Annotated in this window: 27 protein-coding genes and 1 pseudogene; 16 read left to right on the top strand and 12 right to left on the bottom strand. The window is 57.5% G+C overall.

Annotated features, from left to right (window positions below):
- The 8 genes from LBF07_RS06085 (at position 1) to LBF07_RS06120 (ending at position 4300) form a co-directional block, all read left to right on the top strand.
- Positions 1-225 carry a hypothetical protein gene (locus tag LBF07_RS06085; RefSeq protein ID WP_047028405.1) on the top strand — a complete coding sequence of 75 codons (225 nt, stop codon included), beginning with the start codon at positions 1-3 and terminating at the stop codon, positions 223-225.
- Positions 226-591 carry a hypothetical protein gene (locus tag LBF07_RS06090; RefSeq protein ID WP_047028406.1) on the top strand — a complete coding sequence of 122 codons (366 nt, stop codon included), beginning with the start codon at positions 226-228 and terminating at the stop codon, positions 589-591.
- A complete protein-coding gene (locus LBF07_RS06095; protein ID WP_023150192.1) occupies positions 584-796 on the top strand; it encodes a hypothetical protein in 213 nt (70 codons plus the stop codon). Before LBF07_RS06090 ends, LBF07_RS06095 begins: the two co-directional genes overlap by 8 nt.
- Complete coding sequence (locus tag LBF07_RS06100) at positions 768-989, top strand: hypothetical protein (RefSeq protein WP_094935853.1); 222 nt, start codon at positions 768-770, stop codon at positions 987-989. Before LBF07_RS06095 ends, LBF07_RS06100 begins: the two co-directional genes overlap by 29 nt.
- A 100-nt stretch (positions 990-1089) precedes the next feature.
- The gene (locus LBF07_RS06105; protein ID WP_047028408.1) at positions 1090-1401 is read left to right on the top strand and encodes a hypothetical protein; all 312 of its coding nucleotides are present in this window, start codon (positions 1090-1092) and stop codon (positions 1399-1401) included.
- Positions 1391-1600: a hypothetical protein gene (locus LBF07_RS06110; protein ID WP_000050710.1), complete on the top strand. Its 210-nt coding sequence runs from the start codon at positions 1391-1393 to the stop codon at positions 1598-1600. Before LBF07_RS06105 ends, LBF07_RS06110 begins: the two co-directional genes overlap by 11 nt.
- Entirely contained in the window at positions 1555-2727 is a 1173-nt protein-coding gene (locus tag LBF07_RS06115; protein ID WP_094935854.1) for an Arm DNA-binding domain-containing protein, read from the top strand. The genes LBF07_RS06110 and LBF07_RS06115 overlap by 46 nt, the downstream gene beginning before the upstream one ends.
- 325 nt (positions 2728-3052) lie before the next feature.
- Complete coding sequence (locus LBF07_RS06120) at positions 3053-4300, top strand: integrase domain-containing protein (protein ID WP_224435132.1); 1248 nt, start codon at positions 3053-3055, stop codon at positions 4298-4300.
- 9 nt (positions 4301-4309) lie between these two features.
- Here LBF07_RS06120 and LBF07_RS06125 read toward each other — a convergent pair.
- Positions 4310-5430, bottom strand: a protein-coding gene (locus LBF07_RS06125) for an IS3-like element ISSen4 family transposase (RefSeq protein ID WP_087451024.1) whose coding sequence is annotated in 2 segments (ribosomal slippage) — positions 4310-5172 and positions 5172-5430 — 1122 coding nt in all. Because the reading frame shifts where the segments join, the coding sequence is not laid out codon by codon here.
- A gap of 77 nt (positions 5431-5507) precedes the next feature.
- Between LBF07_RS06125 and LBF07_RS06130 the strand changes: the two are divergent.
- The 6 genes and pseudogenes from LBF07_RS06130 to nudI all read left to right on the top strand — a co-directional run.
- Positions 5508-5957, top strand: a pseudogene (locus LBF07_RS06130) (TolC family protein); the annotation flags it as partial.
- A complete protein-coding gene (locus tag LBF07_RS06135; protein ID WP_112778387.1) occupies positions 5954-8152 on the top strand; it encodes a type I secretion system permease/ATPase in 2199 nt (732 codons plus the stop codon). The pseudogene LBF07_RS06130 and the gene LBF07_RS06135, both read left to right, overlap by 4 nt.
- 10 nt (positions 8153-8162) lie before the next feature.
- On the top strand, positions 8163-9332 hold the full coding sequence (locus tag LBF07_RS06140; RefSeq protein ID WP_086374946.1) for an HlyD family efflux transporter periplasmic adaptor subunit: 1170 nt from the start codon (positions 8163-8165) through the stop codon (positions 9330-9332).
- Positions 9333-9583: 251 nt separating this feature from the next.
- Positions 9584-9883 carry a type II toxin-antitoxin system RelE/ParE family toxin gene (locus LBF07_RS06145; RefSeq protein WP_033146338.1) on the top strand — a complete coding sequence of 100 codons (300 nt, stop codon included), beginning with the start codon at positions 9584-9586 and terminating at the stop codon, positions 9881-9883.
- A gap of 10 nt (positions 9884-9893) precedes the next feature.
- Positions 9894-10241 (top strand): HigA family addiction module antitoxin, encoded by a 348-nt coding sequence (locus LBF07_RS06150; protein ID WP_094935697.1) that lies wholly within the window; start codon positions 9894-9896, stop codon positions 10239-10241.
- A 44-nt stretch (positions 10242-10285) separates the two neighbouring features.
- The gene (gene nudI, locus LBF07_RS06155) at positions 10286-10711 is read left to right on the top strand and encodes a nucleoside triphosphatase NudI (RefSeq protein WP_033146340.1); all 426 of its coding nucleotides are present in this window, start codon (positions 10286-10288) and stop codon (positions 10709-10711) included.
- On the opposite strand, the gene LBF07_RS06160 is transcribed toward nudI, so the two are convergent.
- Complete coding sequence (locus LBF07_RS06160; protein WP_094935696.1) at positions 10683-11414, bottom strand: AraC family transcriptional regulator; 732 nt, start codon at positions 11412-11414, stop codon at positions 10683-10685. The genes nudI and LBF07_RS06160 overlap by 29 nt on opposite strands.
- A gap of 97 nt (positions 11415-11511) precedes the next feature.
- Here LBF07_RS06160 and LBF07_RS06165 point away from each other — a divergent pair, with 97 nt between their 5' ends.
- The gene (locus LBF07_RS06165) at positions 11512-11931 is read left to right on the top strand and encodes a nuclear transport factor 2 family protein (RefSeq protein ID WP_039263434.1); all 420 of its coding nucleotides are present in this window, start codon (positions 11512-11514) and stop codon (positions 11929-11931) included.
- Positions 11932-11933: 2 nt separating this feature from the next.
- Here LBF07_RS06165 and LBF07_RS06170 read toward each other — a convergent pair whose 3' ends face one another.
- From LBF07_RS06170 to LBF07_RS06180, 3 genes are all read right to left on the bottom strand, one after another.
- Positions 11934-12452, bottom strand: a complete 519-nt coding sequence (locus tag LBF07_RS06170) for a DUF6622 family protein (RefSeq protein ID WP_094935695.1) — start codon at positions 12450-12452, stop codon at positions 11934-11936.
- Positions 12453-12536: 84 nt separating this feature from the next.
- A complete protein-coding gene (locus LBF07_RS06175) occupies positions 12537-13718 on the bottom strand; it encodes a PLP-dependent aminotransferase family protein (RefSeq protein ID WP_094935694.1) in 1182 nt (393 codons plus the stop codon).
- 20 nt (positions 13719-13738) lie between these two features.
- Entirely contained in the window at positions 13739-14626 is an 888-nt protein-coding gene (locus tag LBF07_RS06180; protein WP_094935693.1) for a LysR family transcriptional regulator, read from the bottom strand.
- A gap of 97 nt (positions 14627-14723) precedes the next feature.
- Between LBF07_RS06180 and LBF07_RS06185 the strand changes: the two genes are divergently transcribed.
- Positions 14724-15326, top strand: coding sequence for a short chain dehydrogenase (locus tag LBF07_RS06185; RefSeq protein ID WP_094935692.1), 603 nt, complete (start codon positions 14724-14726; stop codon positions 15324-15326).
- On the opposite strand, the gene LBF07_RS06190 is transcribed toward LBF07_RS06185, so the two are convergent.
- From LBF07_RS06190 to LBF07_RS06220, 7 genes are all read right to left on the bottom strand, one after another.
- A complete protein-coding gene (locus LBF07_RS06190; protein ID WP_039263428.1) occupies positions 15320-16054 on the bottom strand; it encodes a bifunctional 2-polyprenyl-6-hydroxyphenol methylase/3-demethylubiquinol 3-O-methyltransferase UbiG in 735 nt (244 codons plus the stop codon). The genes LBF07_RS06185 and LBF07_RS06190 overlap by 7 nt on opposite strands.
- Before the next feature lie 177 nt (positions 16055-16231).
- Entirely contained in the window at positions 16232-17611 is a 1380-nt protein-coding gene (locus tag LBF07_RS06195; protein WP_094935691.1) for an amidohydrolase family protein, read from the bottom strand.
- A 1-nt stretch (position 17612) separates the two neighbouring features.
- Positions 17613-18569, bottom strand: a complete 957-nt coding sequence (locus LBF07_RS06200; RefSeq protein ID WP_047059377.1) for a carbamate kinase family protein — start codon at positions 18567-18569, stop codon at positions 17613-17615.
- Complete coding sequence (locus LBF07_RS06205) at positions 18566-20146, bottom strand: xanthine permease (RefSeq protein ID WP_094935690.1); 1581 nt, start codon at positions 20144-20146, stop codon at positions 18566-18568. Before LBF07_RS06205 ends, LBF07_RS06200 begins: the two co-directional genes overlap by 4 nt.
- An 11-nt stretch (positions 20147-20157) precedes the next feature.
- Positions 20158-21573 (bottom strand): DUF1116 domain-containing protein, encoded by a 1416-nt coding sequence (locus LBF07_RS06210; RefSeq protein ID WP_176690105.1) that lies wholly within the window; start codon positions 21571-21573, stop codon positions 20158-20160.
- On the bottom strand, positions 21573-23114 hold the full coding sequence (gene fdrA / locus LBF07_RS06215; protein WP_094935689.1) for an acyl-CoA synthetase FdrA: 1542 nt from the start codon (positions 23112-23114) through the stop codon (positions 21573-21575). The genes LBF07_RS06210 and fdrA overlap by 1 nt, the downstream gene beginning before the upstream one ends.
- Before the next feature lie 107 nt (positions 23115-23221).
- Positions 23222-23827 carry an ankyrin repeat domain-containing protein gene (locus LBF07_RS06220; RefSeq protein WP_039263421.1) on the bottom strand — a complete coding sequence of 202 codons (606 nt, stop codon included), beginning with the start codon at positions 23825-23827 and terminating at the stop codon, positions 23222-23224.
- Positions 23828-24132 lie beyond the last annotated feature (305 nt).

The following is a 24132-nucleotide window of genomic DNA, read 5'->3' on the forward strand; positions in this document are numbered from 1 at the left end:
ATGCCAATTGAAGAACGCCAGGATATACAAGGCGTAAATGTTAAAGCTGAGCAGTTAAATGCCTTAATGCAAACAATTCACGCTCATCATGAACAATTTGACCGTCACCAACTGGATGGCCTTTTAGGTCTGGCTTATGACCTAGCCAGTTTGATTTATAGCTGGACAGAGAAGGAAGAAACTATCGTTTTAGCGAATGAAGATGCGCAAAGGGAGATTAAATAAATGGATAATTTAATTAACACTTATCGCCGACGAATTTTAAAGGCTGCATTATTACGCCACCAGCGTAAAACCGGAAGCACCTGCATCATTATTAATATGCCTAAGGGTGGAATAAACACAGTCGAATTAACAGAAATACTGCTTGATGGTTTGTTGAGACGATTCGAAAAGCTGGCTCTCAGTGAATACGGGAATATCGACGGCGTAAAAGCCATCAGAGGAATTTACAGCAACGCCGTAGATGTGAATGGCAGCGGTGAGTTCCTGACAGAAAGCGGAAAGGCATTAATCGACGATCTCATTGCTGAGCTGGTCGAGTTTGCCAAGAAACAAAAATCAGTAACAGCGGAGACAAGCCATGAGTGATCAGACACCAATTATCACGCACGAACCAGTAAATATCGTGCTGACAATTGAGAACGGGAAAGTTATCCACGCGCGCCCGGTTCAGAACGGCGAGGTTACAGCATCGCTGGAGACTTTTTTATGGATGGCTGAACGCGCCGGTTACACGATCACCCCACCTGCAGGAGAGAAGGACAATGGCCCTGACAGCGATACGAATTCCTGAGTGGGTGCACCTGCAGGCGGTCCATGTACTCCGCCAGTTCAGAGCCAGGCGAATTCATCCCTGCCGTATGCACGGCTCCGGAAATCTGAGCCTGAGGGTTAATCGTCGCTGGAGGCTGCTGTCCCGAGACGGCGGCCACAACTGGGAAGTAATGAGCCATGAACGATACAGCAAACTGAAGGACAGAAAATGAAAGCGCTTTTCCTTTCCCTGCTGTTTGGCCTGTTGTTGGTGGCCGTCGTGTTCGGCGCGCTGATTGAGTATAAATTTTTGATGGGTTTCTGAGGCATGCCATGAAAAAAGTTACCACTGAAATTATTGAACGCTGGACCCGTTTAGCAGCGGAGGCCAAAGAGTTGGGGCTTGCCACCATTCCCATCGACCCGGAAAACATGTTGATGGTGCTGGGGGAACTGCCAGCCAGTTCGGCGGAAAAGTCCGCCGATTGCCAGAACGACTATCAGGCAGCGATCGACATCTTGCGCGACAGAGCTGCTCGCGAACTCGATGGTGGTTTTCGTGCTCATCACAATGCCCTGATTTATGCAGCTAATGAACTGGAAAATGCCCAGGCCTTCGGGCGGGAGGTCAGCCATGAGTCTTGACTGTGTACCCCTTTCTACGTACTGCAGGGACGCGGGGGAAACGGTAGAAGCCGTTAACAAACGGATACAAAGGGGGTTATGGAAGGAGGGAGTACATGTATTAAAAGTCGATGGCGTTAAAGAACGCTGGATTGACTTAACGGAGGTTTCAAAGTGGGCAAGAAAGAACAAGGATCATTATCTCTCCCAAGAGGAGTAACCATCCGCCAGCATAAAACTGGCGACACTCTGGTTATCACTTTCACATACAAAGGGGTTCTGTGCCGGGAGCCCCTCTCCAAAATGGAAGCAAACGCGCGCGGTGTGAAGTACGCCGAGCGTCTGCTCGGGGAGATACAAAACCAGATCGTCAGTGGCACCTTTGAATATGCGAAATATTTCCCCAACTCCAAAAAGCTGGAGCTGTTCGGAGTGGTGAAGAAAACCAAAAACATAAAGTCTTACCTGGACGAGTACCTCAAAATCTGCCAGAACCGAAGCCTGTCCCCGTCGACTATCAACGGTTATGAAAAATGCCTGTCGGCGCTGTCAGCTCTGCATAAACTCCACGTGTCAGAACTGACGCCAGCGGTCCTTAAAAACTGGATAGCCAGCCGGAAAACAAAGCTGAAAACGACCAGGAATAACCTTTCGTTTCTACGCAGCGCCATCGATGAAGCTGTTACGGATGGCCTGCTGACCATTAACCCGGTAACCCTCGTCAGCGCCAGCCGGTACCACGTGATCGACAGCAGCCCGAGCGCCGACGATTACGAGGTTGACCCGTTCACGCCAGCGGAGACCCTCGCCATTTACCAGAGCTGCAGATACCCGGAATGGGAAAACCTGTTCCGCTTTGCTTTCAATACCGGTCTGCGGAGCTCCGAACTGTGCGCGCTGCGCTGGCCTGATCTCGACACCCTCGCGAACACAGCCCACGTTCAGGCGGCCAGTGTCGTAGGGGTACTTAAAGGCACCAAGACAAAAGCCGGTACCCGTAAGGTGGAGCTGAACAGTGAGGCGCTGGCGGCCCTGCAGGCGCAGAAGCAATACACCTTTATGAAAAGTGAGTTCATATTCAGCGATCCAAAAACGGGAGAACCCTGGGCGAACGCCGACGCGATCCGTAAAAAAGCATGGGTGCCGACCCTGAAAAAAGCTGGCGTGCGCTATCGTAACCCTTACCAGACGCGGCACACCTTCGCCACCAAGCATATTAGCCAGGGCGTTAACCTCTTCTGGCTTGCCGGACAGATGGGCCACAAAGGGCCGGAAATGATATTCCGCAACTACGGTAAATACCTGGCTGAATATGACGGTAAAACCGCGATTTCAGCCGCTCTGTAGCGGGGTAAATATTTCAAAATGTTGGACAGAATCAGGACGTTAGACAGACCTCAATATGCACGTAAAATGCACTTGAAGCCTGAAACGGAGAAAATATTTTTTATTTTCAACGAGTTATACTAATTTCAGACGCGAGTTCAACTCCCGCCAGCTCCACCAAATATTGATGTACTGAAGTTCAGTAAAGTCTACTAAGCCCGCACAGCACAAGCTCTGCGGGCTTTTTTACGTCTATTGTAGTCTAGTGAGAATTGCTGAGAACTTCGAGTTATGGCACCCTGAATGGGACCCACGAAAAAGGGTCCTAAAATTGAGGGTCCCAAACATGGCCAAAATCGCTAAGAAACTCACTGACACTGAAATCAAAAGCACCAAACCTGCCGAGAAAGAGGTTAACCTTTTTGACGGCGATGGTTTGCTGTTGCGAATCGCTCCCTTGGCGAAGGGAGGGAAGAAAAATTGGTATTTCAGATATGCAGTGCCTGTGACCAAAAAGCGAACTAAGGTGAGCTTAGGAACCTATCCTCACCTTACACTTGCGAAGGCACGAGCTTTACGTGATGAATACTTGTCGTTGCTTGCAAATGGTATAGACCCCCAAGTTCATAACACCCAAAAAACCAATGCACTGAAAGATGCCACGGAACATACATTTCAAGCAGTAGCCAAGAAGTGGCTTGATGAGAAAGTCAAAACGTCAGGCATCTCCCAAGATCATGCTAACGACATCTGGCGAAGCCTAGAGAGAAATATCTTTCCCACATTGGGTGATACCCCCATTAAGGAGATTCGCCCTAAAATGCTTAAACAGCATTTAGAACCTATAGAAAAACGAGGTGTCCTTGAAACACTTCGCCGCATCATATCCCGCCTGAATGAAATTTTCCGCTATGCAGCAACAGAAGAACTCATAGAATTCAACCCGGCAGACAATCTGGGGCAACGGTTCAGCAAGCCAAAAAAACAGAATATGCCAGCATTACCCCCTTCCGAACTCCCTCGCTTCCTGGTTGCTCTAAACAATGCTTCTATCCGTTTGGAAACAAGGCTACTGATTGAGTGGCAACTTCTCACATGGGTTCGCCCAGGTGAAGCTGTTCGCACAAGATGGTCAGATATTGATATTGATACTGGCATGTGGAACATCCCGGCGGAGTTTATGAAAATGAAGAAGCCTCACAAAGTTCCACTGAGCAAAGAAGCTTTGCGAGTTTTGGATTTAATGAAAGCCATCAGTGGGCATAGAGAGTGGGTTTTCCCCAGTATCAAAGCTCCACTCAATCACATGCATGAACAAACAGCTAATGCGGCCATAATCCGTATGGGTTTCGGAGGTGAGCTTGTAGCTCACGGTATGCGATCAATCGCCAGAACGGCTGCGGAGGAGTCTGGCAAATTTAGGACTGATGTCTTAGAAGCCGCCCTTGCCCACTCGAAGAAAGATGAAATAATTGCAGCCTACAATCGTGCAGAGTATCTCACAGAACGGGTGGTTCTCATGCAGTGGTGGAGTGACTTTGTTTCGTCTCAAAAATACAAAATTATTGCCGCATTGACCTGCCCCCACGATTAGATACAACACTCAGTTAGTAACGTCGGAATCTTCATTCTCAGAATGACCCTTTCTCCAGCCCGCTGCAAATTCAGACGGTGTCTGATAATTCAGCGTGGAGTGCGGGCGGCATTCGTTATAATCCTGCCGCCAGTCATTAATAATTTTCCTGGCATGAACGATATCGCTGAACCAGTGCTCATTCAAACATTCATCGCGAAATCGTCCGTTAAAGCTCTCAATAAATCCGTTCTGCGTTGGCTTGCCCGGCTGGATTAAGCGCAACTCAACACCATGCTCAAAGGCCCATTGATCCAGTGCACGGCAAGTGAACTCCGGCCCCTGGTCAGTTCTTATCGTCGCCGGATAGCCTCGAAACAGTGCAATGCTGTCCAGAATACGCGTGACCTGAACGCCTGAAATCCCAAAGGCAACAGTGACCGTCAGGCATTCCTTTGTGAAATCATCGACGCAGGTAAGACACTTGATCCTGCGACCGGTGGAAAGTGCGTCCATGACGAAATCCATCGACCAGGTCAGATTGGGCGCCGCCGGACGGAGCAGCGGCAGACGTTCTGTTGCCAGCCCTTTACGACGTCTTCTGCGTTTTACGCCCAGGCCACTGAGGTGATAAAGCCGGTACACGCGCTTATGATTAACATGAAGCCCTTCACGGCGCAGCAACTGCCAAATACGACGGTAGCCAAAACGCCTGCGCTCCAGTGCCAGCTCAGTGATGCGCCCTGATAAATGCGCATCAGCAGCCGGACGGTGAGCCTCATAGCGGCAGGTCGACAGGGATAAACCTGTAAGCCTGCAGGCACGACGTTGCGACAGACCGGTCGCATCACACATCAACATCACGGCTTCCCGCTTCTGGTCTGTCGTCAGTACTTTCGCCCAAGAGCCACCTGAAGCGCCTCTTTATCCAGCATGGCTTCGGCAAGCAGCTTCTTGAGTCTGGCGTTCTCTTCCTCAAGCGACTTCAGGCGCTTAACTTCAGGCACCTCCATACCGCCATACTTCTTACGCCAGGTGTAAAACGTGGCATCGGAAATGGCATGCTTGCGGCAGAGTTCACGGGCGGGTACCCCAGCTTCGGCTTCGCGGAGAATACTGATGATCTGTTCGTCGGAAAAACGCTTCTTCATGGGGATGTCCTCATGTGGCTTATGAAGACATTACTAACATCGGGGTGTACTAATCAACGGGGAGCAGGTCAACCCGGGATCGCACCCAGTATTCCGCATGGGTGAAAGTGCAGATGCCGCTCTATCAGGGCGGCGGCCTCACCGCCCGGCGTAACGCTGCCGGACACGCGGTGGAGGCGGCGCAGTCCACCGTTCAGCGCACGCGCCTTGATGTCCGCCAGAAACTGCTGGAAGCCCGCAGCCAGGTGATGAGCCTGCAAAGCACGCTGCAAATCCAGGGTCGCCAGGAAGCCCTCAGCGCCCGCACCCGCGAACTGTACCAGCAGCAGTATCTCGATCTCGGCTCGCGCCCGCTCCTCGACGTGCTCAACGCCGAGCAGGAGGTCTACCAGGCGCGCTTCACCCAGCAGCAGACCCTCGGTCAGCTGCACCAGCTGCAGCTCAACTGCCTGTATAACACCGGGCAGCTGCGTCACGCGTTCGATCTTGATAACCGCACCATCCAGACCGTGGAGATCCAGCCATGAAGCAACGCGAAATCCCGCAGGGCGAAACGATGACCGATGAGGCGCTGGCGCAGTGGGCGCAGGCCTTCGGTTTTGTCGCCACGCGCTACCGCGTGGCCTGCTCCCCCGGCGCGCTGATCGCAGGCGCGCCGTGGCTGAAAGGCAAACCGATGGTGCCCGCCCTCACCCAGCTGGCCCGCGAAGCGGGGCTGTCGTTTCAGCTCCTTACCGACGATCGGCAGGCGATCAACAGCTGGCGTCTGCCGGTGGTAGTGGCGATGCATGACGGCAGGATCGGCGTGATCGAGCATTTCGACGGGGACGATACGCTGGAGGTCAGCTTTTTCGACGATGACACCTACACCAACCGGCTGTCGATGACGGCGATGCTGCCCGCTATCCGCCACGTCATTGCCCTGCGTCCACTCGCCGCGCTGAAGGACAGCCGCGTGGATGCCTATATCTCAAAATACCGCCCGGACTGGCTCTACCGGCTGGTGATGCGCGACCTGCGCCCCTACAGCTGGGTCATGCTGGCCGCCCTCTTTATCAACATGCTGTCGCTCTCCGGGATCGTCTTTTCCATGCAGGTCTATGACCGGGTGATCCCCGCGCAGTCCTACCCGACGCTTTACGTCCTGACCATCGGGGTGCTGATTGCCACCCTGTTTGGCTTTGTGCTGCGCGTGGCGCGCGGGCACATTATGGATCTGCTCGGCAAGCGCTCGGACATGCGCGTTTCGGATCGCGTCTTCGGCCACGCGCTGCGGCTGCGCAACAGCGCGATCCCCCGCTCCACCGGCAGCTTTATCTCTCAGCTGCGCGAGCTGGAGCAGATCCGCGAGATGGTGACCTCGTCCACCATTTCGACCATTGTCGACCTTCCCTTCTTTCTCCTGTTCGTGGTGGTGCTGGCGATCATCGCCCCGCAGCTGGCGTGGATCGCCCCGGTCGCGGCGGTGATCATGGTCCTGCCCGGCCTGCTGCTGCAGAAGAAGCTGGCGGAGCTGGCAAAGCAGTCGGCCCATGAATCGACCCTGCGCAACGCGGTGCTGGTGGAGAGCGTGCAGGGGCTGGAGGACATCAAGCTGATGCAGGCGGAAAACCGCTTTTTGCAGCAGTGGAACAGCTATATCCAGATCACCGCGGAATCCGGCCTGCGCACCCGCGAGCTGACGCAGAACCTGATTAGCTGGGGGATGACCATTCAGAGCCTGGTCTACGCCGGGGTGATTGTGGTCGGCGCCCCGATGGTGATCGACGGCACCCTCACCACCGGTTCGGTGGTCGCCGCGTCGATGCTGGCCTCCCGCATGATCGCCCCGATGGCGACGCTGTGCGGCGTGCTGGCGCGCTGGCAGCAGGTCAAAGCGGCAAAAGAAGGGCTGGACAGCATCATGCAGCTTCCCACCGAAAATCAGCGCGAGGAGACGCCGATCCGCCAGGACGTGCTGCGCGGTCATTACCTCTTCGAGCAGGCGCAGTTCCGCTATCAGCCAGACGATCCGCGCATGGCGCTGCGCATTAACCGGCTGGAGATCCGGCCGGGAGAAAAAGTGGCGATCCTCGGGCGCAACGGCGCGGGCAAATCGACCCTGCTGCAGGCCATGGCGGGCGGAATGGATCTGGCGGCCGGCGAGCTGCGGCTTGATAACTTCAGCCTGCCGCATCTCGACGTCGCCGACGTCCGGCGCAACGTCGGCTTTATGACCCAGAACGCCCGGCTGTTTTACGGCACCCTGCGCGAAAACATCACCCTCGGCATGCCGCGCGCCACCGACGAAGAGATTTTCGAGGCGCTGGAGCTGACCGGCGCGGCAGGCTTCGTGCAGAAGCTGCCCAAGGGGCTGGACTATCCGATCATGGAAAACGGCGTGGGGTTATCCGGCGGGCAACGCCAGTCGATTCTGCTGGCGCGGATGCTGCTGCGCGATCCGAATATTGTGCTAATGGATGAACCCACCGCGTCGCTGGACGAGCACACCGAGCGGGAATTCATCCAGCGTCTTGGCGACTGGCTCGGGCATCGCACACTGATTGTCGCCACGCATCGCGTACCGGTGCTGGAACTGGTGGAGCGCGTCGTGGTGTTGAAAGAGGGGATGCTGGTGATGGACGCGCCAAAAGCCCAGGCGCTGAACAACAGCCGTATGCAGCAGCAACAGCAGCAGGCAGCAACCGGACGGGAGTGGAAAAATGAAAATCAGTCAGCGTGACGTGGCGGCAATGGACGATCTGGATAACGCCCTCGACTCCGAAAGCGGCTATACCGGCGCGCGTCGGATCGTGATCTTCTCGCTGCTGATGTTTGTGGTGCTGGGCGTCTGGGCGTGGTTTGGCGTGCTGGATGAGGTATCAACCGGCTCGGGTAAAGTGATCCCCAGCTCGCGCGAGCAGGTCTTACAGTCTCTCGACGGCGGGATCCTCACCGAGCTGAACGTCCACGAGGGCGATCAGGTGCAGGCCGGGCAGGTGCTGGCGCGGCTCGATCCAACGCGTTCCGAATCGAACGTCGGCGAAAGCGCGGCGCGCTACCGGGCCTCACTGGCCTCCAGCGCCCGCCTGTACGCCGAGGTGAACGATCTCCCGCTGAAGTTCCCCCCTTCGCTGGCAAAGTGGCCGGATCTGATTGCTGACGAAACGCGCCTCTACAACTCCCGCCGCGCGCAGCTGGAGGATACCCAACGGGAGCTGCGCGCCGCGTTAGATCTCGCCAACAAGGAGCTGGCCATCACCCAGCGGCTGGTCAAAACCGGCGCCGCCAGCCACGTGGAGGTACTGCGCCTGCAGCGGCAGAAAAGCGATCTGGAGCTGAAGCTCACCGACGTACGCTCGCAGTATTACGTTCAGGCGCGCGAGGCGTTATCCAAGGCCAACGCCGAGGTGGATATGGTTTCGGCGATCCTCAAAGGCCGCCAGGATTCCGTCACCCGTCTGACGGTAAAATCCCCGGTGCGCGGGATCGTGAAAAACATTAAGGTCACCACCATCGGCGGCGTGATCCCGCCCAACGGCGAGCTGATGGAGATTGTGCCGGTGGACGATCACCTGCTGATCGAAACCCGCCTGTCGCCGCGCGATATCGCCTTTATCCACCCGAACCAGGAGGCGCTGGTTAAAATCACTGCCTACGATTACGCCATTTACGGCGGCCTGCACGGGGTCGTCGAAACAATCTCTCCGGACACCATCCAGGACGAGGCCAAGCCGGAAGTGTTCTATTACCGGGTGTTTATCCGCACCAGCCAGGATTACCTGGTGAATAAGGCCGGCAGGCACTTCTCGATTGTGCCGGGGATGATTGCGACGGTGGACATTAAGACCGGCGAGAAAACGGTGCTGGATTATCTGATCAAGCCGTTTAACCGGGCGAAAGAGGCGCTGAGGGAGCGATAGTCAATCGCCGGGTGGCGGCTCCGCCTTACCCGGCCTACATACCCGGAGGCCCTTGCAAGCGCAGCGCCGCCGGGTATTTAACCGCACGTCAGAACTGGAACCTACCTCGAAATATTAATCTTTAGTCATGCATCCCACTTCCCTTCAGCCATCGCCAAGGTAATATTAACCGCAGACAAAAACGCACTTGCGCACTGTGCAGGAGTGCATTACTATTCAATCAGCTTCAAGGACTGGAGCTCAGCACCATTATGATTAGTTATTTTCGGGATCAATGGCTTGAGGATTTTTTTCTTTACGGCAGATCGAGCAATGTTATTCCTGCAAATCTGGAAACAGCGCTTGCGAGAAAGCTCGATATCATCAGGGCAGCAACCTCGCACAGGGATTTGCGATCGCCACCGGGCAATATGTATGAAGCATTGAATCCTCCGCTAAAGGGATATTCCTCAATCCGGGTAAACAGGCAATACAGGCTCGTATTTCGCTGGACAGAGGGTAAAGCAGAAGATCTCTACCTCTCTCCACACAAGTACACGCAACACAAGTGAGGCATCACCTATGACACTTCAACAGGCACTCCGCAAACCCACCACGCCGGGCGACGTGATGCAGTATGAGTATCTTGAACCGCTCAATCTGAAAATCAGCGATCTGGCGGAGATGCTCAATGTTCACCGCAACACCATCAGCGCGCTGGTCAATAACAATCGCAAGCTGACTGCCGATATGGCGATCAAACTGGCAAAAGCCTTTGATACCACGATTGAATTTTGGCTTAACTTACAGCTGAACGTCGATATCTGGGAAGCGCAATCCAACCCCAGGACGCAGGAGGAGCTAAGCCGTATAAAGACCGTTGCGGACGTCATGGCTAAGCGAAAATCTGGCCAGCCGGATGTAGCCTGATTCGGTAAACACTTCACCTATTAATACTTTTTCAGGAAGAAATCATGCGCCAACGAACCATTGTCTGCCCCATCATCCAGAACGACGGTGCCTACCTCCTGTGTAAAATGGCCGACGATCGCGGCGTGTTCCCCGGCCAGTGGGCTCTCTCCGGCGGTGGAATGGAGCCGGGCGAAACCATGGAACAGGCGTTGCGCCGTGAGATCCGCGAAGAGCTGGGCGAAGCGCTGGAGATTGTCTCGGTTACGCCATGGGCTTTTCGCGATGACATCAGGGTGAAAACCTACGCCGATGGCACCACTGAGGAGATTTACATGATCTATCTGATCTTCGACTGCATCAGCGCCAACCGGGAAGTCACGTTTAATGAAGAGTTTCAGGAGATCGCCTGGGTTAATCCGGAGTCGTTAAAAGAGCTGGATCTCAACGCAGCCACGCGCATTACCTTCGCCCAAAAGGGCCTTCTTTAATCACCCACTGCCCCGGCGTTTTACCTGTCCATGCTCTGAAAACCTCAATAAATGCGCTGACGCTGCTGTAGCCGCAGGACAGCGCAATCCACCCTACCGGCTTCCCCGCCGCCAGCCACTCCATTGCCCGCATGACGCGAGCCAGCTGCCGCCAGTTAACAAAGTTCATTCCGGTCTGGGCGCTAAACCGACGGTTGAACGTACGCACGCTCATCCCAGCATGAACAGCATGGCTCTCGACCGTCTGGTTATCATCGACACACTGCAGCAAATGGCTGACCACGTTCTTCAGACGCGGATCCGTCGGCACGGGCAGAGAAAAGCGAGCCTGGGGCGTCAGGGCAAGCTCATCCAGCAGCAAAGCAAGCTTTCGCGGATCGTACTCGCTCTCTGCATCGCATAAACGGGAAAACAGTGCATGGGTGAGATCGTCGGGCTCGAACAGCGCGGGCGCATCGGGAAGCATTGCGCACACGGCGGGGTCAAGAAAGATAGCGCAGCCTTCTACCGCACTTTCGGAAAAAGCGGCGTGCTGCCGATCCGGAGGGATCCAGCCGATGTGTTTTGCCGGTACGACCGATCGCGCCTGCTGCGTCTCAATGACCAGCAGCCCCGTTGCAATGCGCCACAGCTGGCCGGTGCGATGACTGTGCCGGGGCGTTCGGTACCCGCCGGGATGAAGGAGCGTTTCAACACTGACCATATCATTTTGACCGAAAATCGTTATTCTTCGGCGTATTAGAGAAACTGCGACTTCAGCTGTCAAGGATAATGGTGATTCAACCACATAAGGAGCCCGCATGAGCATTATCACGTCCCTGATAGCCCACACCGACAACGCCGCGCAGCGCGAAAAGATGGCCTGCCTGTTAACCCGCTTATTCAACGGCGATATCGATCCGGCAGAGGTATTTACGCCCGATTACCAGCAGTTTACGGACGGTCACGCGCTTGACTACCGGGGTTTTGTCCAGCATCTGAGCCACGTCAGCTCACAGATCCGCGCAATCGCCTTTACCGTGGTGGAGATAGCCTGCCATGACGAACTTCTGGCTGACCGGCATATCGTAACGGTCACGTATCCTGATGGTCGTCAGGCAGAGATCGAGGTTTACCTGTTTGCCGCGCTGCGTGAAGGGAAAATCTGGCGGATCCATGAAGTCACGCGAGCACTCAGCGGTGATGCTGCAGATCGCACGCTGGCACACGCGACAGAATAACCTTACTCCGCCGGGCGCGATGCGGCACTGTTATATACCCCAACGTAACGCGCAAATTTCCCGAGAAACACGCCGGCAAACACGCCGCCGGAGACGATCGCCAGCGCGCTCATGGCGGGCTGCTGCATCGTCTGGGGAGAGACCGCGCTCATCACGCCCAGCACATACTTCACGCCGAACGCCAGCATCATAAACGGCAGCGCGGTGTAGTCTGCCTGGCGGTAAAGGCTGCGCGGCGCATCTGCGCGGGTGATAACCGCCTGCTTAATCAGGATATACCCCAGCGCGGCCCCGGCGAGGATCCCCGCCGTCCACAATGCGACAGTTCCGGGCGTCAGGGTGCGGTAGACCACCAGATCGTAGATATCCCAGATTAGAAATATTGCCGGAATGATGGCAAGCCTCTCCAGCGTAACGGTGGCAGGCCTGCGGGCTTTAATGCCGCGAGAGATAAGGAAGATAAACAGCACCCACACCCAGGCGGGCGTGTGCGTAACGACACCGAACAGAAATTCAAACATGGAGATCTCCATGGACGATCGCGGCCCGTGCCGCCTGAACGCGTATTGCGCATAACGGCAGGAAAACCATTATGCGCAGGTCTTTTACAGCGATTTTTTCAGGCGTTGAACCGCTTCCTTCAGCTCTTCATCCGTTGGCGTGACAAACGACATACGCAGCGTAGAATGGTCTGGCTCATTGCAGTAGAAAAATTCGCCCGGCACAAATACTACGCCGTTACTTAACGTTTTTTCCAGCCAGCGGGTGGTATTACTACCATTTTTCATATTCGCCCACAGGAACATGCCGCCCTTCGGCTTGTGGAACGACATCACATCGCCCAGCTCGGCCTCCAGCTCGGTTGCGAACGTCTGGTATTTCTGGCGATAGGCTTCGCGGATCGTTTTAATCTGATCGGGCAGACGACCGGTTTTCAGGTATTCATACGTCATCAGCTGCGACAGCGTGCTGGTGTGCAGGTCGGTGGTTTGCTTAAGGTTGACTACTGCGCGCTTCAGCCATTCCGGCACCAGCACCCAGCCCACGCGGGTTCCTGGAGCAAGAATTTTGGAGAAGGTTGAGGTATACACCACGTTCTCTTCGTTGCCGATATCTTTGGCATGGGCAATTAACGGGCGGAAAACTTCATCGGTATAATTAATTTCGCTGTACGGATCGTCTTCAATAATGACGAAATCATAGCGCTTCGATAATTCCACCAGCTGTTTGCGACGCGCCTCAGAAAGGGTTACCCCGCCAGGGTTGCCAAACGTCGGAACAATATAGACCGCTTTGATGGTTTTATTTGCCGCCAGCGCTTCAAGCTCGTCGACCTTCATGCCGTCGCCATCGGTGCCAACGGATTCAAAATTCGCCTGCGCCAGGCCAAATACCTGCAGCGCAGCAAGATAGGTTGGACGCTCAACCACAACGGTATCGCCCGGGTTAATTAATGCACGCGCCAGCACGTCGAGGGACTGCTGTGAACCGGAGGTCACGATCACATCATCCGCCTTGCAGCGGATCCCGCGCCCTTCACAGATGCGCTGAATTTCTTCCCGTAGCCCCGGTACGCCTTCGGTCAGACCGTACTGAAAGGCCTCACCAAAATGCTGTGATAATACGGCATCAGCGGCAATTTTCAGCCCTTCGTGATCGAACAAGGCCGGGTTAGGAATCCCCCCACCCAGCGAAATGACGCCGGCCATTTTGCTATGTTTTAACAATTCACGGATGGCAGATGATTGCAGGCCCTGCGCGCTGCTGGCGAGTTTATTCACAGACATTCTTTGCATACCTTCTTTTTTTATAGTGTGCCCAATCTTAGCAGAATATGGGCGATAAATTCCGTTAGCTTAGGGAGAGGTCGTAAATCCTGACGCCACAGCAAATGCACGGGTCTAGGCGCCGGAATATACGCCTCCAGCACCCGCACCAGCCTGCCGCTTTCCAGATCTTCCGCCACCAGAACCTCCGGCTGCAGCAGCAGTCCCGCCCCGGCTCTCGCGGCCATCCGCAGCCCGTAGCCGTCGTTGCATCTTAAGACCGCGTCCCGCTTCCAGCGCACTTCGCCCTCAACGCCCGGCAGCCGCCACTCGTTGCGCGCGGTCCACACGCTGTGGGACAGGCAGAGATGATCCACCAGATCGGCAGGGGTTTGCGGCGTACCGTAGTGCGCAAGGTAGTCCGGCGCGGCGCAGATCACCATCCGGTAAGGGCAGAGGTATTTCGCCACCAGATCGTCGTTGTGAATGTCGCCAATGCGAATGGCCAGATCGATGCCCTCTTCCACCAGGTCCACCATCCGGTTGGTGAGATCCAGCTCGATGCGCACCTCCGGGTAGCGTTGTAAAAAAGAGGCCGTAAGCGGCGCGATCGCGCTGCCGCCAAACGAGGTGGGCGCCGTCACGCGCAGGGTGCCGGACGGCGCGGCGCGCAGGCGTTCCACGGCGCTTTCGGCGATCGCGACCTGCTCCAGCACCCGCTTCGACTCGTCGAAATAGACCCGCCCGGCGTCGGTCAGGCTCTGGCGCCGCGTGTTACGCTCCAGCAGGCGGGTACCGAGCTGTGATTCCAGCAGCGCAACGTATTTCCCCACCATTACCGCCGACATCTCCAGCCGTGCCGCCGCGCCGGTAAAGCTGCCGCTTTCAACCACGGCAATAAAGGTCTCCATGCTGCGAAGCTTATCCATATTCCAAACTCCTGGTTAGCAATCTTCTAACTTTAGCCCAGTTTATCTCCATTTTTATTTATTAAAGAATGGGGGTTCACAACATAAGGAGTCGGCTATGAAAATCGTCATTATTGGTGCCAGCGGTACGGTCGGTCGTGCGGTAACGGAAGAGCTGAGTCGTCGCCACGAGGTCATCCGCGTCGGCCGCACGCAGGGCGACGAGCAGGTGGATATCACCTCGCAGGCGAGCGTCCAGGCGCTGTTTGAGAAAATCGGCCCGGTGGATGCGATTGTCTCCGCCAGCGGTGGCCTTTACTTTGGCCCACTCGCGACCATGAAGGACAGCGACTTCAACCTGGGCCTGCAGGACAAGCTGCTCGGGCAGGTGCGCCTGGCGTTGACCGGCCAGCATTATCTGAACGAGGGCGGCTCGATTACGCTGATAAGCGGCATCGTGGCGCACGAGCCGATTGCCCAGGGCGTGAATGCCACTACGGTGAATGCGGCGCTGGAAGGGTTTGTCCGCGCCGCAGCCTGCGAGCTGCCGCGCGGGATCCGCATCAACCTGATTAGCCCGACGGTACTCACCGAATCCGTCGAAACCTACGACGGCTTCTTCCCGGGCTTTGAGAGCGTTCCCGCCGCGACCGTGGCGCAGGCCTATCGCCGCAGCGTGGAAGGCGTGCAGAGCGGGCGGGTGTATAGGGTGGGTTATTGAGCCTTACGGGCGGCGATCAGCACCAGCATCGGGCGCTCCGCCTCTTCGGCCAGCGCGGGCCAGGCGTCAATCTGCGCCTGCGCTGGCCCCCACTCGTTGACGTCGCTTATCGTTAATCCGGCCCCGATCAGCGCGTTAAGCGTGGTGCCGAGCGTGCGGTGGTATTTAACCACCCCGTCCGCCAGCCAGTTGCTGACGCGTTTGCCTTCATCCTGATAATGGTTCACGCCCCAGAACCGCTCGCCGTTATCGTCGGTCAGCCAGCCCTGACGGGTGGCGCAGGTGTAGATCGGGTGCTCCATTGAGAACACCAGGCTGCCGCCGGGCTTGAGCGCGCGCTGAACCCTGGCGAATAACGTATCCAGTTCCGGCAGGTAGTGCAGCGCCAGCGAGCTGTAGACCAGATCGAGGCTATTCTCGTTAAGCTTAAGAGATTCCAGATCGCTACGCTGATAGTGAATCTGTGGGTCAGCGGTAAGCTCCGCCGCGCGGGCGAGCATCTTTTCTGAGATATCGACCCCCGTGACGTCAGCAGCGCCCAGCTCGCGGGCCGCGCGGCAGAACCAGCCGTAGCCGCAGCCGAGATCGACAACCGATTTGCCGGTTAAATCCGGCAGCATACTTTTTAGCGCGGGCCACTCCGGCGCGCCGTCCAGACCCTGCACCGAGCGTGGAAGCCGGGCGTAGCCTTCAAAAAACGCCGGATTGTCGTAGATATTTTGTGCCATGGCAGATCCCTCTTTAAGAATATGCATAGCAGTATACTGCATTGTCGGGTGGCGGCTTCGCCTTACCCGACCTACGGAAGTGCGGCCTGATGCCCTCACCCCAACCCTCTCCCACAGGGAGAGGGAGAAATGCACCTCACCCCAACCCTCTCCTACAGGGAGAGGGAGAAATGCACGTCAACCCACCGAGCCCCAGACAAGGTTGCCCTTATGGAACGTCGCGGTGCGCGGAGAAATGCGCGCCACGGCCTCGGCGGAGCAGGAGGCATCCACCAGCACAAAGCTGGCGTCGTCCTGCGCTTTCGGCCACACGCGCTCGCCTTTGTCGTTCAGCGGCAGCACGTCGCCGGTGGCGATACCGAGCGCGCGGGAGAGCGTCTGCTCGTTCGGGCGGATGTAGAGCTGAGCGTAAAGATTCGCTTTCTCCAGCATGTCCCCCAGACCGTACGGCGACCAGTGGTCGATGACGCTGTCGGTCCCCGTCATCACGAACACGCCCTTCTCACGCAGCTGCTTCAGCGGCATATGCAAGGTGCCAATCGGCACGGTGGAGGCGATGGTCACCTGCTGCGCCGCCATGCGGGTGGCGATCTCATCTACCTGCTGCTCGTTGAGCGTCGCCAGCGCGAAGGCGTGGCTGATGGTCAGCTTGCCCTTCAGCTCCGGCGTTTTCTCCACGGTTTCGACCATATAGTTCACCGCCGCCACGCCCGCCGGGCTGGTTTCGTGCAGGTGGATATCCACCCCTTTGTCGTAGTCCAGCGCAATCTGGAACATGGCGTCGAGGGATTTCTCCATCGCGCCGTCGACGTTGGTAGGATCCAGCCCGCCCACGTAGTGCGCCCCGGCCTGCATCGCCTCGCGCATCAGTTTTTCTGAGTTTGACAGCAGCAGCCCGTGCTGCGGAAAAGCGACAATTTCGCAGTCAAAGCCGGGCTTACGGCGCGATAAAACCGCCTGCAGGTTTTCCAGATTCTTCAGGCCGGAGGTCGGCTCGATATTGCAGTGGCTGCGGGCGATGGTGGAGCCTTTCGACTGGATCAGATCGATCAGCTTTTCCGCGCGCTCCTGGGTGTAGGGCTGTAGCTCCGGCAGCAGCTTCTGCTCAAGGCGGATCATGTCCTGAATCGTCGTGCCCGCCGGACGGTTCAGGGAGCGCCACGGACCGCCGTAAAAGGTTTTATCCAGGTGAATGTGCATGTCGCGCATCGCCGGGAGCATCAGCTTGCCGCCTGCGTCATAGTGCGGCAGCGTGGCGTCGGCGTGGCGCTTGTTATCGCGCAGGGCGACGATCTTCCCGTCGTTAATCTCCAGCGTTTTCAGCTCGGTGCGGGTGCTCGTCGCCACGCCGCCGTCGACGTTGAACCCGGCCTCCAGCAGCACGTTGTCCAGATAGTAATGTTTCGCGGTGATGCTCATCGGTTTGCCCGTCTCGCAGGTTGGCTTCGCGGAGTCAGCAGCATACGCGACGGATCCGGTGGCGCCAAACAGCGCGCAGGCGGTGACCATTTTGCCGCTCTGGCTGATAAATTCGCGGCGGCTTTTGTTTTCACTCATCTTATCTTCCTTCATTAACGATATGGGTGCCGGTTTCCCCGCGCAGCGCCGCGGGCAGGCTGTCCGGCGAGGTGATAATCACGCGCCTGCCGCCGTGGTGTAAAAATTCCAGCGAGGCGACGATTTTGGGGAGCATGCTGCCCGCCGGGAAGTGGCCCTCTTCCCTGTAGCGCGTCATCTGCGCCACGCTGACGGTGTCCAGCGCCTGCTGGTTCGGCTTGCCGAAGTTGATGCACACCTTCTCCACGCCGGTGGTGATCGCCAGCACATCGGCGCCGATCTCGCGTGCCAGCAGCGCGGTGGAGAGATCTTTATCAATCACCGCATCGACGCTCTGGTAGTCGCCCTGCTCGCTGCGAATCACGGGGATCCCCCCGCCGCCCGCGCCGATCACCACAAAGCCTTTTTGCGTCAGCGTTTTGATGGCGTCGGCCTCAACGATGCGCAGCGGCTGCGGTGAAGCCACCACGCGACGGTAGCCACGGCCTGAATCCTCGACAAAATGCCAGTCCGGGTGTGCCTGCTGCAGCTCGTCGCGCTGCGCCTCGGTGAAGAACGCACCGATAGGTTTCGTCGGGTGCGTAAAGCCCGGATCGTTTTTATCCACCTCCACCTGCGTGACGACCGTGACCGCTTTTTGCTCCCCGCGCGCGGCCAGGCGGTTGTTGAGCGCCTGCTGGATCAGGTAGCCAATCCCGCCCTGGGTGTCCGCCACGCAGTTTGCCAGCGGGGTTAGCGGCAGCCCTTCCCGCTCGTGGGCGATTTCGGCGCGGCGCAGATCCAGCCCCACCTGGGGGCCGTTGCCGTGGGTGAGCACGATGTCATAGTCGGATGCCAGCATTTCCAGCACCGACTCTGCCACCGCTTTCACCGCCTGCGCCTGGTGTTCAATCGACTGGCTGGCGTTGTCTTTGATAATGCTGTTGCCGCCGATGGCGACGACCATAAGCTCTTTCATTTTGTGTCCTTTAGAAGGTGCGTTCTGGTGCCCTCACCCCGGCCCTCTCCCACAGGGAGAGGGGGAGTAACAGAGAAATCCAGCACATGCTTCACCACAAACATGCCGCCCATCATCAGATACGCGGTGACGAACATCAGCGAACTGCCCTCGGCAAAGCCCACCACCGGGGCATGGATCACGCCAAACAGCGCCAGCAGCGCCCCGACGGCGGCCGCAACGGCTCCGCGCAGCGGCTTGTTGATGATGGCGAAAATGGCGATACAGCCCCACAGCATGCTGGCGAGCGGCGCGCCGTTGCCGAGATGCACCAGGCCTTCGTAGTAAATTCCTTTGCTGTGCAGCACGTCGGTGCCGATCTTCGCCGCGCTGGTGCCCGCCGCCCCCATCACGCTGTTCATCATCGTCAGCGCCCAGTTGGCGATCCACGGGAACAGGCAGATGAAGATCACCGGCACCTCCACTTTGGGCGTTTCCCTTACCACCTGGTTGGCGGTAACAACACCGATAAACACCAGAATCGGCACGATGGCGGTCATCGGAATAATGGCGAGCATAAACGCCCCCAGCCCGAACAGCGGCACGATGAACATAGTCACGCCGGAGGCCAGCGTATAGCCGATGCTCGCGCCCATCGCTTTCCAGCCAGGGTGGCCAACGTAGACCGTCACCGGGAACGGGTTCCCCATCAGGCAGCCGAGCATCGACGCCAGACCGTTCGCCAGCATCACCTTACGCGTCGGGTACGCATCTCCCGCCGCGTGGGCGCTTTCGATGTTCTCCAGGTCAAAGATGTAGTTCGCCAGCCCCAGCGGTACGGCAGAGGCCAGATACGGCAGCGCGTGCGGCAGGCCCTGCATGAAGCTGTCCACGTGCACTTCCGGCGGGTTAAAGCCGAAGGATGACATGGACGCTTTAATCGCTTCCGGGCTTTGCAGGCCGGAGATCCACGCCAGTGCCGTACCGGCAACCAACAGCAGCAGACCGGTCGGGATACGGGCGAAAATCGGCTTTTTACCGAACCAGTTGATGAAGATCAGCAGCAGCACGATGAACGACACGGTCGGCGCTTCGAACGCCTGCAGCATCGGGTTCATCGCCAGCAGCAGCAGGCCCAAACCGGAGAGGCACGACAGCAGCACGGTACGCGGGATCATCTTGCGGATGGTTTCCCCCAGGAACGAACCGCCCGCGAGGATCATCGCCTCCACGAAGCACCACACGAGGCCAATCTGGATCGCGAAGTCCGCATCGCCGGTCTGCTGATACACCGGCATCAGCACCAGGAAAGTCACGGTAAAAATCGACGGCGCGCTCGGGCCGGACGGCAGCGCGGTCACATCCGTACGCCCGGTGGCGCGCGCCATCTGCATGCCGAACCAGGCGTAGCAAATACTCGCGACCAGCACCGCCAGCCCGAAGGCCGGCGCGATGCGTCCATAAACAATCTCCTTCGGGATGCCGACGACAAAAATGAGCAGCCCCATCATGGTCAGCAAATTGGTCAGGTTATTGGTCATCAACCCGAAATACGCCGCCCAGTCACCTCTTTTCCACTCCAGCTTCATGTTTTTCATGGATGCATGCCTTATAAAAAGTAGCGATCGCGGAAGGTCAACAGCGCCTTTTCAAAACAGCTAAACGGCGGGTGAACGATGCCCGCCCCAATCATGCCGATGCCCGCCTCTTTATGAGCAATGGCGGTGTTAATCACCGGCAGAATGCCGCTGCCCGCGACTTTGGTGATGTCGATAGCGGTCGGAATGCCCATAAACGAGAGCAGCGGAATGGTGACGTTCGGGTTTTCGCCGAGGGTGATTTCGCGCATCTGACGGGAGAAGTCGATGGCTTCCTCCACCGTGCCGCCCACCAGCGCAACGATTGCCGGGGCCGTCGCCATCGCAAAGCCGCCAATGCCGTAGGTTTCGGTGATGGCGCTGTCGCCGATGTCCAGCCCGGAGTCTTCCGGCTTATAGCCCGCAAACATCGGGCCAATTACCTGCTGCGCCGGGCCGGTGAACCACTGCCCCGGCAGGCCGGAAACGCGCAGGCCGAACTCGTAGCCGTTACGCGCCATGGTGGTGACGACGGTGCTGTACTCAATGCCGTGAGCGGCGTCCAGCGCGGCTTTACACATCGCCATCCATGTCGGGCCGGAGAAGTAGTCGCTGCTGGCGACAAACTCGAACACCTCGCGCTGCTGCTCCACCGGATAGCCCGCCTGAATCAGCCCCGGCGTCAGCGCCTGGATCAGCAGCGTGGTGCCCGCGTTGTTGCGGTTGTGGCACTCGTCGCCCATGTGCAGCGCCTGGGCCAGCATCAGGCGCAGGTCGATTTCGCCGACGATCTTCATCGCCTCGCGCAGCATCGGGCCAAGCACGTCGCGCATCCAGTTCAGACGGTCGATCACGCTCTGGTCGTTGGCCCCCATGCGCAGGATCTTCGCCATCTGCTCGCTGAGGTTGGTGAACGCGCGGTTGCCGTAGGTTTTGTTCTCCACGATGTGCATAAACATCGACGCGGAGGTGACGCCCGCCATCGAGCCCACGCAGTCGTGCTCGTGGCACGGCGAGAAGGTAATTTCTCCCGAGGCGGCGAGCCTTGCCGCGTCGTCCAGATCTTTCGCCAGCCCTTCAAACACCAGCGCCCCGGTGACCGCGCCCTTCATCGCTCCGCACATGTTCTCCCAGGCGACAGGCGGACCGGCGTGCAGAATGGTGGTGCGGGTCATGCCCGGCACAACGTTAATCGCCTGGTCATAGCCCACCAGCACCGGATGAGACTGAATAATGCGCTCAAGGGCGATTTGGTTAGCGGCGGCGATTTTCTCCGCCAGCGGTTTTTCCGCCAGCTGGTCGAGCGCTTCAACGACCTGCATATTGCCCCGTCCCGGCGGCGTCCAGTCGAGCTGGGTGACGGGAACGTGCTGTTTTTTGAGATCGTCGCTGAACATCGCAATGCCGACGTTAATCACGTTCAGCGGCTGGTTGAATAAGGTCGTCATTATGCTTTCTCCCCTTTGCAGACAAATTCGCGTGCCAGTAATCCGGTGTTGGTGCTGCTGCTGGCCCAGATGACGCCTGCGTCGGTCAGCAGCTGGCACTGCTGCGCCAGCGACTGCGGATCCTGGTCGGTGCCGAGCACGTAGCCGAGAATTTCCAGCGGACGGTTATCGGCCTTCGCGATGGCCTGCGCCTCTTTAATGGCGTCGATCATTACGCCGACCGGATCCTCGTGCGCGCCGAAGCCCAGCACGAAGTCCATCACAATTACCCCGACTTCCGGGTCGCGGGCTTCCTGCAGCAGGCGGCTGATGCGATTGGTCGGGTCGATCATCGGGTGCGGCTTGCCGTTGGTGAAATCGTCGTCGCCAAAGTCGAGGAAGGTATGGGCTTTACTGACGCTTATGTCGCTCAGGCGCTTAGCCGGATCCGGCTGGATGTTGCTGTAGACGTCGTCGAATTTCGCAAGCGCCGCGAACATCGCCTCGTCGCACAGGGTGCCGCCGCAGAACAGGCCGCGAATGTACTTCTGCCGCGGAGTCAGGCGGGCGCGCACCTCTTCAATCAATGGCCAGTTGAGCGGATGCAGATCGAGGGACTCTTTCTTGATGCCGGTGAGCAGGACCGCCTTCAGGGCCGCCTCTTTGGTGCCGCGCGCAAACTGCAGGCCGTCTTCATCGGCGGGCGGTTCGCTGCGGCCGAGGAAACAAACAACCACGGGCTTGCGGCAGGCGCGCGCGCGGGCCAGCACTTTTTCCGCTACGGCTGGCGCTGGCGGCTTGGAGATCAGCGCGATAACCAGGGTGTCCTCGTCGGCTTCCAGCATGTCGATGGCGTCGAGCATCATCAGGCCGCCAATTTTCTCGCTGAGATCGCGCCCGCCGGTGCCGATCAGCTGCGACACGCCGCCGCCGAATTCGTGAATGCGCACGCTCAGCTCCTGGCTGCCGGTGCCGGATGCGCCTACGATGCCAATCGGTCCGCGGCGCACCGCGTTGGCGAAGCACAATCCCGCGCCGTTGATGATGGCGGTGCCGCAGTCCGGCCCCATCATCAGCAGCCCTTTCTTATGCGCCAGCTGCTTCAGCGCCAGCTCGTCGTCGAGCGACACGTTATCGGAAAACAGCATCACGTTAAGATCGTTTTCCAGCGCCTGGCGCGCTTCGCGGGCGGCGAAGGTGCCGTTGACGGAAATCACCGCGAGGTTGCTCTCCGGCCGATGGGTTTTGGCGCTGGCAATCGTGGCGTAGCGCGCTTCATGGGCGCCGCCGCTCTCTTTACGTGTGAACAGCGCTTCGATGGCCGCCAGCGTTTCATCATTCGCCGCGTCGCCTTTAATTACGATCATCAGGTCGCCGTTTTTGGCTTCCGCTAATTCCGGCGTTAATAGCCCGAGGTTTTTTAATACGCCTTTGTTCATTTCCGTCGCCATCGCGACAAACGCCTGCTCGACGCCCGGTAATTTATTGGCTTTGGTGGAAACGGACATTAATGAGACGGAGTCAAAATAGGTGTTCTTTTTTATGACGATTTTTGTGGGCATTATTTTCTCCTGAACGCGGATAAAAGGGGGCCGCCGTCGTGCAAAATGCACGTCGGTAAAAATGCTTTTTAAATTAACGGCCAGCCGGACGCGGCTGACCGAATGCGTTATGCGCCCGCCGCCAGCAGCAGGTCAGCTATTGCATCGAAGCCTTTTTCCCGCGCCAGCTCGAGCGGAGTTTTACCGTATTTATCGGTCATGTGCGGGTTCGCGCCGTGATCCAGCAGCAGCTTCACGATCTCCTGCTGCTTTGCGCCGCCGTCGTTGAGCACGATCGCTTCCAGCAGCGGCGTCCAGCCAACAAAGTTGGTGTGGTTGACGTTGATATCCGTTTTCTCCAGCAGCTCGCGCACGATCTCCACGTGCCCTTTTTCGCTGGCAGGGGTAATGCCCACGCCGCCAAAGCGCGTCAGGCGATCGAGATCCGGATTTGCAGGAAGGACAAGGCGCAGCAGGGTGATATCGTTGGTCAGGCAGCTAATCAGGAAAGGGTTAAAGCAGGTCTGATCCTGTTTATCAATATCCGCCCCGGCGGCAATTAATAACGCCACGCAGTCATAATGTTTTTTCAGGCTGGCAATAATAACGGCGGTTCTTTTCTGTCGATTGGTGGCGTTAATATCCACGCCTTTCTCCAGACAGGCTTTTAGCGCATCGCTATTGCCCTCTTCTGCCGCCAGCAGAAATTCAGTAACGAGTTCGTTCGCAGACATATTCAGACTCCCGATGTTTTTATTTCTGTTGACCTGAGAATAGCAACAGCCTGGTGATAAAAGAATCCGCTTAAAAATGATTCATCGACAGTCAATTCATTGTTGAGGTAAATTCAATAAACTGGTTAAAACGTGCGTCTGTGCAACCTTTTTCTTATGTTTCTCCGCTTTTTAGCGCTTCTGGCTGCATTATGCTTATGCCTGACGAAGCCTTACTGCGTGCGGCTTTCGACAAAGAGTCAGAACTGTGATCGGCTTCAAATGCGTTGTAACGAAGCTGTTAAAATATGTTCAAAACTGATGGC

It is taken from the genome of Enterobacter cloacae complex sp. ECL352 (assembly GCF_020149545.1).
In the GTDB taxonomy this organism is placed as follows: domain Bacteria; phylum Pseudomonadota; class Gammaproteobacteria; order Enterobacterales; family Enterobacteriaceae; genus Enterobacter; species Enterobacter asburiae_B.